This window comes from Nonomuraea sp. NPDC003707 (assembly GCF_053587055.1).
This window is the reverse complement of the sequence record NZ_JBSFNK010000042.1, coordinates 1-14,472: the sequence shown is the minus strand read 5'-3', so window position 1 is coordinate 14,472 and position 14,472 is coordinate 1. Positions and strand designations below refer to the sequence as shown.

Annotated in this window: 15 protein-coding genes; 9 read left to right on the top strand and 6 right to left on the bottom strand. The window is 70.3% G+C overall.

Annotated elements, in window-relative coordinates; all coding sequences use genetic code 11:
• Positions 1-102: 102 nt before the first annotated feature.
• Positions 103-1,047 carry an RNA polymerase sigma factor SigJ gene (gene sigJ, locus ACWDRB_RS56830; protein WP_449909403.1) on the top strand — a complete coding sequence of 315 codons (945 nt, stop codon included), beginning with the start codon at positions 103-105 and terminating at the stop codon, positions 1,045-1,047.
• A gap of 1 nt (position 1,048) precedes the next feature.
• On the opposite strand, the gene ACWDRB_RS56825 is transcribed toward sigJ, so the two are convergent.
• Entirely contained in the window at positions 1,049-2,002 is a 954-nt protein-coding gene (locus ACWDRB_RS56825; RefSeq protein ID WP_449909400.1) for a hypothetical protein, read from the bottom strand.
• A 144-nt stretch (positions 2,003-2,146) separates the two neighbouring features.
• Between ACWDRB_RS56825 and ACWDRB_RS56820 the strand changes: the two genes are divergently transcribed.
• Positions 2,147-3,061 carry an endonuclease/exonuclease/phosphatase family protein gene (locus ACWDRB_RS56820; RefSeq protein WP_449909397.1) on the top strand — a complete coding sequence of 305 codons (915 nt, stop codon included), beginning with the start codon at positions 2,147-2,149 and terminating at the stop codon, positions 3,059-3,061.
• 46 nt (positions 3,062-3,107) lie between these two features.
• On the opposite strand, the gene ACWDRB_RS56815 is transcribed toward ACWDRB_RS56820, so the two are convergent.
• Together ACWDRB_RS56815 and ACWDRB_RS56810 are read right to left on the bottom strand one after the other, a co-directional pair.
• Positions 3,108-3,713 (bottom strand): histidine phosphatase family protein, encoded by a 606-nt coding sequence (locus ACWDRB_RS56815; RefSeq protein ID WP_449909395.1) that lies wholly within the window; start codon positions 3,711-3,713, stop codon positions 3,108-3,110.
• A 64-nt stretch (positions 3,714-3,777) separates the two neighbouring features.
• Positions 3,778-5,016, bottom strand: a complete 1,239-nt coding sequence (locus ACWDRB_RS56810) for a PEP/pyruvate-binding domain-containing protein (RefSeq protein ID WP_449909392.1) — start codon at positions 5,014-5,016, stop codon at positions 3,778-3,780.
• A 59-nt stretch (positions 5,017-5,075) separates the two neighbouring features.
• On the opposite strand from ACWDRB_RS56810, the gene ACWDRB_RS56805 reads away from it, so the two are divergent.
• The gene (locus ACWDRB_RS56805; RefSeq protein WP_449909389.1) at positions 5,076-5,471 is read left to right on the top strand and encodes a DNA-binding protein; all 396 of its coding nucleotides are present in this window, start codon (positions 5,076-5,078) and stop codon (positions 5,469-5,471) included.
• Positions 5,468-6,103 carry a transcriptional regulator gene (locus ACWDRB_RS56800; protein WP_449909386.1) on the top strand — a complete coding sequence of 212 codons (636 nt, stop codon included), beginning with the start codon at positions 5,468-5,470 and terminating at the stop codon, positions 6,101-6,103. The genes ACWDRB_RS56805 and ACWDRB_RS56800 overlap by 4 nt, the downstream gene beginning before the upstream one ends.
• 134 nt (positions 6,104-6,237) lie before the next feature.
• Here ACWDRB_RS56800 and ACWDRB_RS56795 read toward each other — a convergent pair whose 3' ends face one another.
• Positions 6,238-7,434, bottom strand: coding sequence for an MBL fold metallo-hydrolase (locus tag ACWDRB_RS56795; RefSeq protein ID WP_449909383.1), 1,197 nt, complete (start codon positions 7,432-7,434; stop codon positions 6,238-6,240).
• 266 nt (positions 7,435-7,700) lie between these two features.
• On the opposite strand from ACWDRB_RS56795, the gene ACWDRB_RS56790 reads away from it, so the two are divergent.
• The 4 genes from ACWDRB_RS56790 to ACWDRB_RS56775 all read left to right on the top strand — a co-directional run bounded on the left by ACWDRB_RS56790 (position 7,701) and on the right by ACWDRB_RS56775 (position 12,264).
• Positions 7,701-8,144, top strand: coding sequence for an effector-associated constant component EACC1 (locus ACWDRB_RS56790; protein WP_449909381.1), 444 nt, complete (start codon positions 7,701-7,703; stop codon positions 8,142-8,144).
• A 1,749-nt stretch (positions 8,145-9,893) separates the two neighbouring features.
• Entirely contained in the window at positions 9,894-11,024 is a 1,131-nt protein-coding gene (locus tag ACWDRB_RS56785; RefSeq protein WP_449909379.1) for a hypothetical protein, read from the top strand.
• Positions 11,025-11,084: 60 nt separating this feature from the next.
• A complete protein-coding gene (locus ACWDRB_RS56780; protein WP_449909376.1) occupies positions 11,085-11,948 on the top strand; it encodes an SDR family oxidoreductase in 864 nt (287 codons plus the stop codon).
• A gap of 64 nt (positions 11,949-12,012) precedes the next feature.
• On the top strand, positions 12,013-12,264 hold the full coding sequence (locus ACWDRB_RS56775; RefSeq protein WP_449909373.1) for a hypothetical protein: 252 nt from the start codon (positions 12,013-12,015) through the stop codon (positions 12,262-12,264).
• A 7-nt stretch (positions 12,265-12,271) separates the two neighbouring features.
• Here the strand turns inward: ACWDRB_RS56775 and ACWDRB_RS56770 are convergent, their stop codons facing one another.
• A complete protein-coding gene (locus ACWDRB_RS56770) occupies positions 12,272-12,949 on the bottom strand; it encodes a YqjF family protein (RefSeq protein WP_449909595.1) in 678 nt (225 codons plus the stop codon).
• Positions 12,950-13,028: 79 nt separating this feature from the next.
• Positions 13,029-13,607, bottom strand: coding sequence for a DUF4232 domain-containing protein (locus ACWDRB_RS56765; RefSeq protein ID WP_449909371.1), 579 nt, complete (start codon positions 13,605-13,607; stop codon positions 13,029-13,031).
• Between the two features lie 523 nt (positions 13,608-14,130).
• Here ACWDRB_RS56765 and ACWDRB_RS56760 point away from each other — a divergent pair.
• The coding region (locus ACWDRB_RS56760) for an endo-1,4-beta-xylanase (RefSeq protein WP_449909368.1) at positions 14,131-14,472 on the top strand (342 nt) is incomplete at its 3' end.

Sequence of the window (14,472 nt, the reverse complement as noted above, 5' to 3'; positions counted from 1 at the left end):
ACAACCCCTCGGAATGTGAGGCGACGCGCCAACCTCACAGTTCACCGCGCTGTCTTGTCGGACTGGTGAGAGCGGAACGCGACCGAGGGAGCCGGCGACACCATGACCATCCAGTCCGAGCCAGGAGGCGGCCGGCTCGACCCGGGCCTGAGCGCGATCATGAGCGAGCGGCGCCAGCTGATCAATCTGGCGTACCGGCTGCTCGGCTCCCTGGCCGATGCCGAGGACGTCGTCCAGGAGACCTACGCCCGCTGGTACGCCATGTCCCGCCAGGAGCAGGACGCCATCGCGGTTCCCGGCGCCTGGTTGACCAAGGTCGCCGGCCGCGTCTGCCTCAACGTGCTCTCCTCGGCACGGGCCCGGCGCGAGACCTACGTGGGCGAATGGATCCCCGAGCCGCTACCCGAACCCACGGAGTGGATCACCGGGCGATCGGACGGCATCACCGTCGACCCGGCCGACCGCGTCACCCTCGACGAGTCGGTCAACATGGCCTTCCTGGTCGTGCTGGAGTCGATGACCCCGGCCGAGCGCGTCGCGTTCATCCTGCACGACGTCTTCCGCTACTCCTTCGCCGAAGTGGCCGAGATCGTCGGCCGCACCCCGGCGGCCTGCCGCCAGCTCGCCTCCTCGGCCCGCCGCCGCATCGGCGCCTCGCAGGCTCCCGCGACGCCGGCATCCCGGCAGGCCGGCATCGTCAGGAACTTCAAGCAGGCGTGGGAGGCCAAGGACATCAAAGCGCTCATCGACCTCCTCGACCCCGACGCCACGGCCATCGCCGACGGCGGCGGCATCGTCAGCGCCGTGCTGCACCCGGTCCAAGGCGCGGAGCAGATCGTACGCCCGCTGGTCCATTTCACCGGCAGGCTCCGCAACCTGACGATCCTGGAGCGCACGGTCAACGGCCGGCCCGGCCTGATCGCCCTGCAGGACGGCGCCATCATGGCGGTGATGGCGTTCGACATCGCGGACGACCGGATCAAGCGGATCTGGGCGGTACGCAACCCCGACAAGCTCCGGTCGTGGATGACGGGACCGCAGCAGTAGTTCAGGAGGGCGTTCCCGGGGACGCCCCCTCGCCGGCGATCAGGGCGGCGCGCAGCCGCTCGTACGTCGGAGCCAAGCGGCGCAGGCCGGCCGCGAGCGCCACGTCGTCGCCCGACACGACCGGACCCTGCAGCCCTCCGACGATGCGGGCCTGCTCCCCGGCGACGGCCGCGGCCGCGTCGAGGCCGAGGGATGACAGGCAGGCGGCGAGGTCGTTGAGGCGCCGGGCGCCCACCCGTACCGCGAACGCCTGCCACAACTGCCTGATCTCGGGATCCAGCCCTTCCTCGACCAGCCGGGCGGTGCGCTCGGCGGCTTCCGCCTGCCCCAGCGTGCCGGGCGGGACCTCCACGTCCGTCCGCCCGGCCAGCCAGGCCGCCCCGGCGGGCAGCGAGCGGCGCAGCGCCTCCTCCGGGGTGACCACCTCCCGCCGGGTGAACCCGTACCGCATCCGGAACGGCCGATTCAGGTAGGTGATCAGCTCCCCGCGCCACGCCTCGGCGAAGGCGTCGGCGTGCAGCGTGGCGTACGGGTAGCCCTCCGGGTCGTGCATGAGCACGGTGTCGCCGTCCACCTCCAGCACCACCACGTAGTGGTCGGCGCCGATCGCCTTGCCCGACCCCGGCTGGAACGACAGCAGACCGAGCTCGAGCGGCCCGGCCAGCACCGGGCCGTCCTGGCAGGCCCGGCGCAGCCGGTCGAGCGCCGCCGCGGCCGTTCCCCCGTCCACGCGCTCGCACTCCCAGCCGAGCAGGCCGATCGCGTCGTCGAGCCCGATCTCGGGATCCCAGCCGAACGGGTCGAACAGCGGAAGGCGCCCGCCGATCAGCTCCATTCCGTAGGGGGAGCCCGTCAGGACCTCGATCACGGCCGGAGGCGGCGCCTCGTCACCGAGGAGCATCGCGAGGGAGTTGGAGTAGCAGTACGGCCCGGAGCCGATATAGGTGACAGACATGGCCATACCGTTCCGCCTGACACGATGTCAGAGTCAAGCCCGGCGGCCACCGGCGCGTTCGCCGAGAGCGAGATCAAGAACCGGCCGGCTCGTTGACGCATCTGTACCGTCATCACGGATCACGCAACAGCGGAAGGACTCTCGATGACGCGTTCACGCGTGTTCGGCGCCGTCATGGCGGCACTGGCGCTCACGGCCGGACTCATGGCGGCAGGCGGCGTGCCCGCGCAGGCCGCCGTCCCGGCGCGGACCATCAAGATCATGACGTGGAACGTGTGCGGCAACAACGGCGACTGCCAGTACTACGAGGACCCGGACGGGCTGATCGCGGCCGTCAGATGGCACATGCTCGGTCACGGCGCCCCCATGGACGCGGCCATCATCCAGGAGTTCTGCAGCTCCTTCGCCAAGCCGCTCGAACGCGAGCTCGAGGAGCACTACGGCAGCGGATGGGACGTACGCTTCGCGCCCATCAAGATCAAGCGGGGCGCCGACCCGGCGGCCGCGCCCGACAAGCAGTGCGTCCGCGGCCGCGGCGACTACGGCATCGCGATCGCCGTGCCCGAGGAGAACACCTGGTACGGAATCACCTACCTGCCCTCCGTCGAGGGCACCGAATGGCGGGTGGCCGTGTGCGCCACCGTCGAGTCCTGGCAGGTGAAGCTCTGCAACGCGCACTTCAGCAACGGCGGCGAGGACCCCACCGGCAGCTTCCGCGCCCAGCAGGTCGCGGCCTACCAGGAGTTCGTCTGGCCGTCCCGATTCCGGGTGATCTTCGGCGGGGACCTCAACAGGACACCGCCCGGAAGTGCCGCCTCCGGCGGTCTCACGCCCTTCTACAACGCGTTCGTCGAGTGCGCGCAGGCCGACCAGTCCTCCCCGCGTACCGGTCCCGGGACGTACTACACGACCACCCCGCACGACAACGACGCGACCGTGAAGCTGGACTACCTGTTCACCCAGCCGGGCATCGCGCACACCTGCGGCGTGCCGGGATCTCCGGTCGCGTCCTCCGATCACCGGCCCATGTGGATGACCGTCAACCTGCCCGCGACGTGAGCCCGGGGCCCCGCGCCTCCCGTCGCCAGACCTCGCGGCGTGACCGTTACGGTCGCACGCTGTCGGGGAACCCGGTCCAGCGCAGGCCGGGCGGGAGGTGGCTCATGTCGTTGAACATCACGATCGTGGGCGGCAGGCCGTCGCGGTACTCGATGACCGTCAGCGCGGTGTTGGCACTGTTCAGCCCGAGCCACCGGGACGGCGGCGCGTCCAGCGCGTGCCGGACCAGCCACGCGATCGGGTAGGCGTGCGTCACCAGGACCTCGTGGGTGTCGGGCCCGGGCCCGTGGTCGGGGACCTTCGCGAACCGGGCGACCAGGGCCTCGGCGAGCCTGTGGCCGGAGGCCGCCTCGGCCTCGTCGTAGCCGTCGAAGAAGCCCGCCCAGGACCGGGGTGTTTCGGCCGCGCTGGGAACGTAGGGCACGTGGTCGATGAGCTCGGCGGCCTCGGTCACGGGGACGTCCGGCAGATGCCGGGCGAGTTCGTGCGCGCTCGCCGTGGCGCGCGGCAGCGGGGAGTGCCACACGGCGTCGACCGGGATGCCGGCGAGCCGTTCGCCCAGCAGGCTCGCCTGTCGGTGCCCGACGTCGGTGAGCTTCCCGAACGCGTCGGCCGCGCCGTGGCGTGCCAGGTAGAGGTGTCGCGTTGCCATGAGCGGTGAGGGCGCGGTGCCCGTACGGGCCCGTTTCCCCGTCTCCCTTCGATGAGGTGAACGGTCACGCTTCCGTCGCCGTGACGGCGCCGGTGCTGCCGTCGATGGTGATGACGGTGCCGTCGTGGAGCCTGCCCGTCGCGGTCGGGACGCCGAGGACGGCGGGGATGCCGAGCTCGCGGGCGACGATCGCGGCGTGCGAGAGCACGCCCCCGGTCTCGGTGACGACGCCGGCGGCGATGCGCAGCAGCGGCGTCCACGCCGGGTCGGTGAAGGGGCAGACGAGGATGTCGCCCGGGTGGACGCGCGCGAAGTCGCCGGGACCCCGGACGATCCTCGCGGTGCCGGTCACGGTCCCGCGGCTGCCCGGTGTTCCGGTGAGGGCGCCGGCCGGGGGGTCCGAGGTGCCGGAAGGCGGTGGGGGAGCGGCGGTGACCGGCCGTGCCTGCAGGACCCACGTGCGGCCGTCGGCGATCGCCCACTCGATGTCCTGCGGTCCACCGCGTAGGGCGGCGATCTCTTTGCCCAGCCGGGCGAGCCGCGTGGCGGTCGCGTCGTCGATCACCGGCCGGTCCCGGGCGGGGGCGGGCACGTCGCTGACGACGAGCTGCCGGCCGCGCCGGTCAAGGCGGGTCCGTTTGTCGGCGATGGTACGGGTGACCGACCCGTCCTCGGCGACGCGGTAGGCGTCGGGGGTGACCGTGCCCCCGACGACGCTGGGGCCGAGGCCCCAGGACGCCTCGATCTCGGTCGCGCCGTGCGGGTCCGCGGGGGTGAACATGACCCCGGACACCTCGGCATCCAGATGGCGCTGGACGATGACGGCCATCGCCAGATCGTCCGACGGCCGGTCGTCGCGGCGGTCGTCGCGCCGGTCGTCGCGCCGGTAGTCGATGGCTCGTGGCGAGAAGAGCGAGGCCCAGCAGGCACGTACGGCGTCGGCGACCTCGCCGGCCCCGCGCACGGCGAGGAAGCTCTCGTGCTGGCCGGCCGCCGAGGCCTGGCCGGTGTCCTCGTTCGCCGCCGATGATCTCACCGCCACGGGCGGATCGCCGAGCTCGTCGAGCGCGCGTCCCAGCGCGTCGATCACGGAGGCGTGGACCGGGCGGGCCTCGATCGCCGGCCGCATCGCGTCAGGATCGCCCGGCCCGCCGAGGTCCAGGTCGCGGACGGCGGCGAGGTAAGCGTCGTACGAGACGACGAAGCCGTCAGGAACCGGCAGACCCGCGCGGAGCAACGCGCCGAGCGCGCCGGCCTTGCCCCCGCACGTGCCGGAGACAGCCTCCACCAAGGGTACGATCACCCGTCCCACCCTTCAACAAGTTATTGACAACGTTTCGTTGATTCTGCATCATCAGTCGCATGGCACGCAAGGACGACATCGTTCACACCGGGGACGCCGACCACGTCCAGGCCCGACGTGAGCAGGACGCGAGTGAGCGTCTTCTGAGCTTGGGCGCGGACGCGCTCGACGCCCGCCCGTGGCGGCCCCCGCCCGCCCCGCCGTCGGCGGTCGACCTCGTGCAGTTCGCCGTCTGGCGGCACGCCGACCTGGGCCCGGAGGACGTGCTGAGCGCGCTCGCCCTCCTGCCCGCCGCGCGCGCCGAGGTCGAAGGACTCGAGTCCGGCCTGCTGTTCATGGCCCGGAGCGCGGGGCTGACCTGGGCGCAGATGGCGCACGCGATGGGGTTCAACTCGCCGCAGGCGTGCCAGCAGCACTACAACCGCCTGACGGCCCGGCAGGAGGACGGCTCGTGACGCGGGACTCCTCGCTCGGCCTCCTGGCCCTGCACTCCGTGCGCATCACCGGGTACGCGGACACCCCGGTGATCGCTCGCCGGTACGGGCTCGACGCGGCCGAGACAAAAGAGATGCTGTACGACGCCGAGGCGCGTGGCTGGGTTCAGCACACCGCGTTCGCCGGCTCCGGGGGCTGGTCATTGACGGAAGCGGGCCGGGCCGAGAACGAGCGCCAGCTCGCGGCCGAGCTCGCCGGCGTCGGCGGCGCCGACGAGGTCCATGACGTCTACCGCGAGTTCCTCCCGCTGAACGCCCTCCTGCTGCGGGCCTGCACCGACTGGCAGCTCCGGCCCACCGACGGCGACCGGCTCGCCCCCAACGACCACTCCGATTTCGCCTGGGACGCCCGGATCCTCTACGAGCTCGGCGGCATCGACCGCGCACTCACGCCGCTCACGGACCGGCTCGGGAGCGTCCTGACCCGGTTCCGCGGATACGACACCCGGTTCACCGCGGCCCTGGCGCGCGCCCGAGCCGGGGAGGGCGCCTGGGTCGACCGCACCGATGTCGACTCCTGCCATCGGGTCTGGTTCGAGCTCCACGAAGATCTCATCGCCACGCTCGGCATCGACCGGCGCGCGGAAGCCTGACACGCCGGCGCTCCGCGGGCCGGTGGCCGACCCTGACACGGCGGCTCGGCCACTCGCTCCGCGGGCGGGTGGCCGACTCTGACACGCAGGCTCGGCCACCTCGCTCGCGGGCGGGTGGCCGAGCCGACACTCGGCTACATCCGCTTCCACGTGCCGTCGATCAACCGCTGCGCGAGCGCGCGGTGAGCGTGGCCGAAGATCTCGACGTGCCGCTGGACCCCGGACTTACCCATGATCATCGGGTTGGGCGCCGCGGGGTTCGCCTTGAGGGCGCGTAGGTGGCCGAAGATGCCGCCCTGGTAGGCGTGGGTGTTGATGAAGGTGTCCGCGCCCTCCAGGCCGGCCAGGCCCTGGACGTAGTCGGCGGAGACGGCGTACTGGGCGGCGACGTCGGCGTTGTCGTTGCCGCTCCAGACCAGGAGCTTGTGGGTCTCGCCCTGGTGGACGACGGGGACGATGACGTGCATCTGCCCTTCGGTGTGGCCGGGGGCGAGGATGGCGACGGCCTCCGTGCGCCGGCCGATCCGGATGCGTCTCATCCCGACGGTGTGACCGGGAGTGGCCTCGACCGTGATGTCGATCCGGCTGGGGAGGCGCGCCAGGCGGGCCCGGTACTCCTCCTCGGTGTACTCGTGGCGGTGTGCCCGCAGCTCGGCCAGGTCCTTCGCGACGGCGTCGGCATCCGGCCGCCCCATGACGAACTTGGCCCGGCGCGCGTGGTTGTCGCGGAGCAGGTTCGCGCCGCCGATGTGGTCGCCGTGGCGGTGGCCGAGGAAGACGTAGCGGATGTCGCTGGGGTCGAGGCCGGCGGCGGCGGCCTGGTCGAGGAACTGGCTCTGCATGTCCTGCGGAGTGGTGAGGGCGTCGAGCATGATCAGCCCGTCCGGGGTGCGGACGATCACCAGGCCGGTGTGGTCGGTGCCGAAGTACCAGGCGTTGTCCATGAACTGCACGCCGCCGGCGGGCATCGGCTTGGAGTACTCCGAGTACAGGAAGCCCGTCGGGGAGACGAGGTCCTTGGCCGGATCGACGGGCCGGTCGACGGGCTGGCCGGTGCCCGCGTCCCTCGGGCTGCGGTAGCCGGTCTGGCACCACACCCGGTACTGCCAGCGGATGACCGGATTGTCGTCCACCTCCGCCAGGGCCCTGGCCGCGGTGTCATAGGCCTTGGCCAGCGGCAGGTCGGGAGCGAGCGGACCGCCCCAGGGCACGTCCAGCGCGACCTGAGCCGCGGCGGGAGCGGGTGGGATCAGGGTGGCGGCCAGGCCGCCGATGGCGAGTATGCCGAACGCACGCCGGGAAGGCGTCATGGCCGGGCGGAGCTCAGGCACGGATTCATTCATCGCAGTCCTGCCTTGTCGGGGGGTGGTTATAACCTATACGTCACTGTGAACTTGGCGGTCAACAGCCAATTTCTCTCCGAGAGCGGAGGCTTGACGCGCAAGGTTATAACGGTGCACAGTGTGCGGGGTCGCAAGTGAGGCCGCGTGCTGGACCGTCATGCGCCGCCGTCCGCCCGTAGCGATGCGGCCGGGCGGGGCGATATCCGGATACCGGTCGTGGTGCGGGGGCCGCGCACGCGAGCCTGGAAGGGGCCATGATGGCGCAACGAGCTGACAGCGGTGACTGGGGCGCGCTGCTGGTGGCGGACTCAACCGACTCAACCGGCTCGCCGGACTCGCAGGACGAGGTGCGGGACCTGTACGCCTGGTTGCGCCGGGAGCCCGAGCTGCGCGCCGCGCTCCGGCTGGTCGAGAAGCCGCCTCCCGATGGGGCGCTGGGGCCGGTGGCCGAGGCGGTACAGGTGCTGGCCGACGCGCCGGAGGTGGTGGCGGCCGTGGCGAGCATGGTGATCGCCTGGCTGCGGTACCGCAGGACCGACGTGAAGATCACCGTGAAGCAGCGCAAGGACGGGCCCGAGGTGCAGGTGACCGCCACCGGCCTGAGGGCGCTGAGCCCGGCACAGACGCTCGCCCTGGCCAGGCAGATCGAGTCGGCGTTGCGGGACGGCCGCAAGCCTCCGGAACTCCCGGGCAGCTGAACTCGCCGCCGAACCACCCTGATTGCCGGCCGGACCGGGGGTCCGGTCCCTGCCGGCCGCGAACGGCGGGCACGCCCTGGGGCCGCTCCCCGCTCAGCGGTCACCAGGGGCCGGTTCACCAGTTGGCCTTCAGCCCCGACGGGCGCACCCTGGCGAGCGGACCGGGCAAAGAGTGGGATGTCGGCTTCCTGGCTGATCGCTCCCCGTTCGCATCGGTGTGCGCCGAAGCTCTCGGACGCTGATCACCGTCCTGCACATCTCAGATGCATGTGCATTTGCGAATTTCAGCAAATTGCCGGGGAGGGTTGGGGACCGGCGACGGCGCATCGTACGCTGTGCGATCACGGCGGAATGTTTGTCCGTTGGCGGCGGGGGCAAGGATCTTTCTCTCGTACGCCATGGGTGAACGGCACGCAAAGGCCCCAGGACAAGTCGCCACTTTTGTGGACAAGAAGCCCGCGATCTTGCTAAACCGGGCATCTGGTCTCGGGTGGCGACTTAGCCTGGGGCCTGCATCACCGGTGCATCAAGTGGTTACTTGATCAGGAACCACGCCGCGGCGGCAACCGCGATGACGATGCACAGGCGGATGGTCCGGGGGGTACTGTCAACTACATCCCGGACCATCCGCGCCACCTCCCCGATCCAGGTGGAGGGTGGTGGCGTCTCGGGGCTCGCCGGCTCGGGCTCGCGGCCCGAGCCAGATGCGGGGGGCGTTTCAGGCATCGTTCTCCTTTCAACCTTTTCGTCAGACGATTTCGCCTGATAACGAGAAAAGGCCCGCTTCGGACATTCCGCCTCATTTATGACGCATGGGACGGTATCCAGCAGCGAGCCGTGACATGTCTCCTTTCGGTTACCCCGACCGTCGCGCAGAAGTGGTGGCCGGTTGCCACCCCTTTCCAGGTCCGGGTCGCCGTTCCGGAGTCTGTCGAGTCACACCTAACTCCGCAGTCCCAACATTCGCAACCAAATCGCCACAGTCCGAAGCGTCTCACCTTGAGTGACCGTTGAGCTACCAGATGCCCGAGTTTCCCCATTGCTCGGCATCGATAGGCCCACCTGCGGAAACCGGCTTCATGCGAAGGATTCGCGGGGATCTCTCGCCCCCGGTGCGGTCAAGTCGCAGTTGCCGTGACCTTCGGCCGGTTCGGGCCAGGTCAGGGCTGCGTGCGAGACCGGTGACGCCGGTGCGTCACAGGCCGCGCGACCGCCGTAAGGCGAGACGGGTGATGTTCACCATCCCATGCTCGACGCCCGTCACCGTCGTGACGATCAGGAAGACCGGAACAGACCGATTCGGAACGAGCTGACATCGGAAAGCCCTTTCCTATCACATGAGGCACAGGCGACCGGAAAAGGGATCGTTCCGGATCGTTTCGGGCCACAGCCTCTCTTGGGGCTCGCACGCCGTTCCACATCGTTCCGGATCGTTCTGGAACGCCTCTGTCGCGAGGTCGACGCCACGATAAACGCCCAGGTTAAGACCGTTCCGAGATGATCCGGTGCTTGACGGGGGAAACGCGTAGGGCATTCGGCTCTGCGCCGATACGGAAGAATCGGAGCCGCACTTCCTCCTTCAATGGCGATCAGGATTGGCGGTGCAGATCGCCCATGCGTGAAATCCCTCCGGCCGCGACGCCGGCCGCCCGTTGCGTGGCGGCGCTGGTCGCACTTCGACAAAAGGCCGGAAATCCGTCATATGGTGAGATTGTCAGACTGTCAGGGCGGCGGCTGAGCAAAACCGCCGTGCAAAACGTCCTGACCGGCGCGCGCAAGAACCCGCCCCGCTGGAGGTGGGCGGCGGAGTTCTTCACCGCGTGCCGGGGGTACGTGGAGAACACCGGCCTGGACCCCGAGATCGTGCTCGGCAGCAAAATGGCGTGGCACCAGCACTATTCGGCCCTGCTGGAGGCGCCGGAGACACCGGCGGCCCGCGATCAGCCCGAACCCGTTCCCGGCCCTTCCCACCCCGGCCCGGGCGGTCCTTCCAGCCCCAGCCGTCCCGCCGCCGTCCCGCCTGCGCAGCCCCCGCCGAAGACCCGTGACGGCGACAGCGCCGACGGCGGCGCGGTGATGGTGTCGGTCCCGGTGTCCCCGCTGGAGAGCCTGACCGTGCCGGCGCCCGGCTCCTCGCCGGACTCACTGGCCGACCTGTTCGTCGACCAGGTCATGAAGCAATGGGACGGCCGCACGCCCGACCTCGTCCCGGACAACTGGCCGGCTGCGGAGAGCCGGCCCCGCGAGCCGACCGAGACCCTCCCCGCGCGCCCGCAGCCGCTGCTGGAACTGCCGCAGCCGGTGGAGCAAGAGGCCACCTACGCGGCGCTGACCGCCATCGGCGAGAAGAAGAGCCTCACCCACGAGCGCATGCGCGACTGGTTCGGCCCTCGCGGTGCCGCGCTGTGGGAGGCCGCGGACGCGCTCTGTGTCGCGGGTCCCTGCGCCGACCGATACGCCCGGGCCAACCTGCAGCTGGGCATCCTGCTGGTGAACCGGAGCGCCCTCCATGAGGGCAATCAGCTCCTGCAGCGGGTCCGGCAGGTTCTGCCCGAGATCGCCATCGGGCCGGTTCCCTGTCACGGTGACTACTTCTTCGGCACCATCCCGGCGGACATCTGCCGGCGAGTGGCCCGCGACTACCGCGCCGCCGGACGTACCGACAAGGCTGAGGAGTGGCTGCGATACGGCAGCGCCCTCGTCGCACCCCTGTCCATCAGTCTGGCCATCTCGGCCCGCGGGAAGCACGTCCGCCAGGCCGGAACGTTCCAGCATCACCCGCTGACCAACGCCGCGGAGATCCACCGCCTCTTCTGGCAGGCGGAGCCGCGCACCGGGGACGGGCGCACCACCTTCCCCCTTGCCTCGTCCGGCCATTAGCACCACCCGGCGCCGGGCTCACGGACGTTAATCCCGGGCGAGTCCGGGCATGCGCGAGCCATGCCAGAACGACCGGACAGTACGCCACCCGCACAGAAACAGCCATACCCGGGACACACCGGACGCATGGAGCCCGAGCCGCGTGACGAGATGCGTCACTACACCGGCAGCGGACTGCTGGCAGGCAAGCGCGCCCTGATCACCGGAGGCGACTCCGGGATCGGCCGGGCCGTGGCCGTGGCCTTCGCCAAGGAGGGCGCCGACGTCGCGATCGCGTACCTGAGCGAGCACGAGGACGCCGCGCACACGCTGAAGCTGGTCGAGGCGGAGGACCGGCGATGTGTGCTGATCCCGGGCGACCTCGCCGACCGCGACCACTGCGCCTCCGTCGTCGAACGGGCGGTCTCGGACCTCGGCGGCCTGGACATCGTGGTGAACAACGTCGCCTACCAGCAGCCCGTCGAATCGCTGGAAGTGCTGTCCGAGGAGCAGTGGCAGCACACCTTCGACGTCAACATCCACAGCTACTTCCGCATCACCAAAGCGGCGCTGCCGCACCTGCGCGAGGGCTCGGCGATCATCAACACGTCATCGGTGAACGGGCTGCGCGGCAACAAGGCGCTCATCGACTACGCCACCACCAAGGGTGCGATCAACGCTTTCACCTATTCGATGGCGCAGAGCCTCGTGGAGCGCGGCATCAGGGTCAACGCGGTGGCTCCGGGCCCCGTCTGGACTCCTCTCATCCCGGCGGCCATGCCGGAGGAGAAGGTGGAGCAGTTCGGCCGGCAGGTCCCGATGCGGCGGGCCGACGACCCCGACGAGATCGCCCCGTCGTACGTGTTCTTCGCGGCCGGGCGCCTCTCGTCGTACTACACGGGCGAGGTCCTGGCCCCCATCGGCGGGGAGACCCTGCCCGGCTGAGCGGGTTACCGGGTCCGACGGAGGGCAGGCGAAAGGTGAGTCGTCGACCGAAGGAGGGGGCATCATGGTCGTCGAGCCCACCAAGAGCGAGCCCACCAAGAACGGGCACGGCAGGCGGATCGCCTTGCCCGTGGTCGGTACGGTGCCCCTGCCAGGCCCCCAGCACCTCGTCTTCTACGCGGTCCTGGTCTCTCTGGGGATATTGGAGATCGTGGAGTGGCCCGTCGTGGGCATCGTCGCCATCGGCCATCTGCTGGCCGGCCAGCACCGCCACGCCAGCCTGCAGCAAATCGGAGAGGCCGCGGAAGCGGCGTAAACCGTGGTCACCAGGTCCACATCCCCACCCGTACCGGCACTCCAGGGGAGGCATGCAGGACCGGAGGCTCCTCGCGGGTGGGTAGCCCCGCGGCCTGGATCAGGTCCTGGTCCAGGCCGATGAGGTGAGAGTGGTGCAGCGGCCACGGCGGATGCTCCACCTGCGCGGTGGCCGGCCGACCCACCACGACGGTGAACAGGCGGTAGCGGGCGGTCAGGAAGTGCGCGAGTTCGTCGCGTTCGCGTTCCGCCAGGGGCGCGCCTCGCTCCGCCTCCGCGTCGCACCGCGCGCCGGCCGGGCCGGGCCGGCGCCGGCGGCAGTGGTAGCGGGTGCGGCCGTCCCTGGTGTCCACCGACATGTCCGACCAGAAGTAGGGCAGCCCGTAGCCGCCGCGGCCACCGAGGGCCGCGAGCAGGCGTCCGGCGTCCAAGGACAGGAACCAGATCCCGGTACGGCCACGAGGGTCGCGGACGTACGTGCGCAGGTTCGTCTCGGGGAAGGTGGACAGCCACGGGAGGGCGGGCAGGCCGGGAAACCGGACGCGTCGCATGAGAAAGGGCGTGATCCCGACCCACGCCGCCCCGTCGAAGGTCTCCACCGTGAGGCCGCCCGGCACCAGAGCCTGCACGCACGCGGGCGGATAGCGCCAGTGGATGAAGGTGATCTCCGACCAATGGTGGTACATCACCGGCCGATGGACGCGGGGCGACGGTGGAGCTCGCACCCTGGACCTCTGCCCTCGTCGTGCGGGCGGGAACAGGCTGTCAGGCGCGCGCGCCCGGGGCGAGCGGCCGGACGTCGATCCGCCCGGAGTCGCACGCCATCGCCGTGAACGGGATCTCCAGGTGGGCCACCTCGTCCGGAGGGATGATCATCAGGCGGGCCGAGGTCGGGCATCGCTTCTCGGCTCCGGTCTGCACCATCACCCAGTGCAGCCGGGCGTGGGCGGAGGCCTTCGGCTTCAGCACCACCCGTTGGGGCCGGACGTTCTCTCTGCGCACCCGCGTACGCATGGCGTCGCCGTTGCCGTCGAACATGACCAGCCCGACGAAGCCGTACACCCAGCAGGTCTGGGCGGAGGTGTTGGTCAGCACCAGCGGCGCGTACACGTTTCCCGCCCCCGGATCCTGCCGCCCGAGGTGCGCCGAGAGGGCTTCGGTACGGCAGCGCCCGGGCGCCGACCCTTCTCCGCGGGCGGAGGCCGCCGCGAGGCCGATGTGCGTGGTCGCCGGGCCCTGCGCACTGACCGCGGTGGCCTCACCGGATGCCGGGAGGCCGCACACGGCCAAGGTCAGCAGTGCGCTCGCCGTCATCGCCGATCCGGCACGTTTGAATCGCTGCATGCTCTGTTGGATGAAGCTCACGCGTGTTTTGTTGGCACGCCGTCACGGTGGCCGCTCGGTTGTTAGCGTTAACTTTCCTTCGCCGGTCGCGTTCCTTTCTTCGTCGGGCCAGTGAAAGTGGTGGTGGGGCGGAGCAAATACGAGGTGCGCAGGTGCAGTCAAGGGATTGACGGGCGCCGCGCCGGCATGCGTCGGCGGCCGCGCCCCGGCCCATCTGGTGTTATGCGGGATGGGAGGCGTCTCTTCGGTGAGGGCGCCGGAATGAAACTTTCAGCGACGGTACGGCCGAAAATTTCGGCGAACTCATGTCGCTGCTTGACGCGGTGCCGCAGGAACCGTGGGCGGCAGGATGGTCGAAACTTTCAGAATGCTCTTGACAGGTTTCGGTGAAGTTTCCACACTGAGTCCCCGAGGTCTGCGACGCCCTGGTGGTGGGGCGTCCCCCGGTGGTGGGGCGCGGCGTCGATCCCGTGGGCGGTGCCCACGTTTCCCCTTTCCATGACTTGCTTATGGAGGCTCAGGCATGGGCGAGAACGCCATGTCCCCACCTGGAACCCAGCGGTCCTTCGGCGGCTCGCACTGGCCCCTGATCGTCGGCACTCTCGGCGTGCTCGCCGTGATCGCGGCGCTGATGGCGCCGCTTCGCGCCGACGCCGCGGCGAGCACGCTCGGCGCGGCGGCGCAGCAGAGCGGGCGGTACTTCGGCGCCGCCATCAGCGCGGGCAAGCTCGGCGAATCCGCGTACACCACGATCGCCGGCCGCGAGTTCGACATGGTGACGGCCGAGAACGAGATGAAGATCGACGCCACCGAGCCGAACCGGGGCCAGTTCAACTTCACCAACGGCGACCGCGTCTACAACTGG

Bases quoted from the DNA above. Each gene is read 5' to 3' on its own strand.
- sigJ (WP_449909403.1), top strand. From the start codon at position 103: ATGACCATCCAGTCCGAGCCAGGAGGCGGCCGGCTCGACCCGGGCCTG.
- ACWDRB_RS56825 (WP_449909400.1), bottom strand. From the start codon at position 2,002: ATGTCTGTCACCTATATCGGCTCCGGGCCGTACTGCTACTCCAACTCC.
- ACWDRB_RS56820 (WP_449909397.1), top strand. From the start codon at position 2,147: ATGACGCGTTCACGCGTGTTCGGCGCCGTCATGGCGGCACTGGCGCTC.
- ACWDRB_RS56815 (WP_449909395.1), bottom strand. From the start codon at position 3,713: ATGGCAACGCGACACCTCTACCTGGCACGCCACGGCGCGGCCGACGCG.
- ACWDRB_RS56805 (WP_449909389.1), top strand. From the start codon at position 5,076: ATGGCACGCAAGGACGACATCGTTCACACCGGGGACGCCGACCACGTC.
- ACWDRB_RS56790 (WP_449909381.1), top strand. From the start codon at position 7,701: ATGATGGCGCAACGAGCTGACAGCGGTGACTGGGGCGCGCTGCTGGTG.
- ACWDRB_RS56780 (WP_449909376.1), top strand. From the start codon at position 11,085: ATGCCAGAACGACCGGACAGTACGCCACCCGCACAGAAACAGCCATAC.
- ACWDRB_RS56775 (WP_449909373.1), top strand. From the start codon at position 12,013: ATGGTCGTCGAGCCCACCAAGAGCGAGCCCACCAAGAACGGGCACGGC.
- ACWDRB_RS56770 (WP_449909595.1), bottom strand. From the start codon at position 12,949: ATGTACCACCATTGGTCGGAGATCACCTTCATCCACTGGCGCTATCCG.
- ACWDRB_RS56765 (WP_449909371.1), bottom strand. From the start codon at position 13,607: ATGCAGCGATTCAAACGTGCCGGATCGGCGATGACGGCGAGCGCACTG.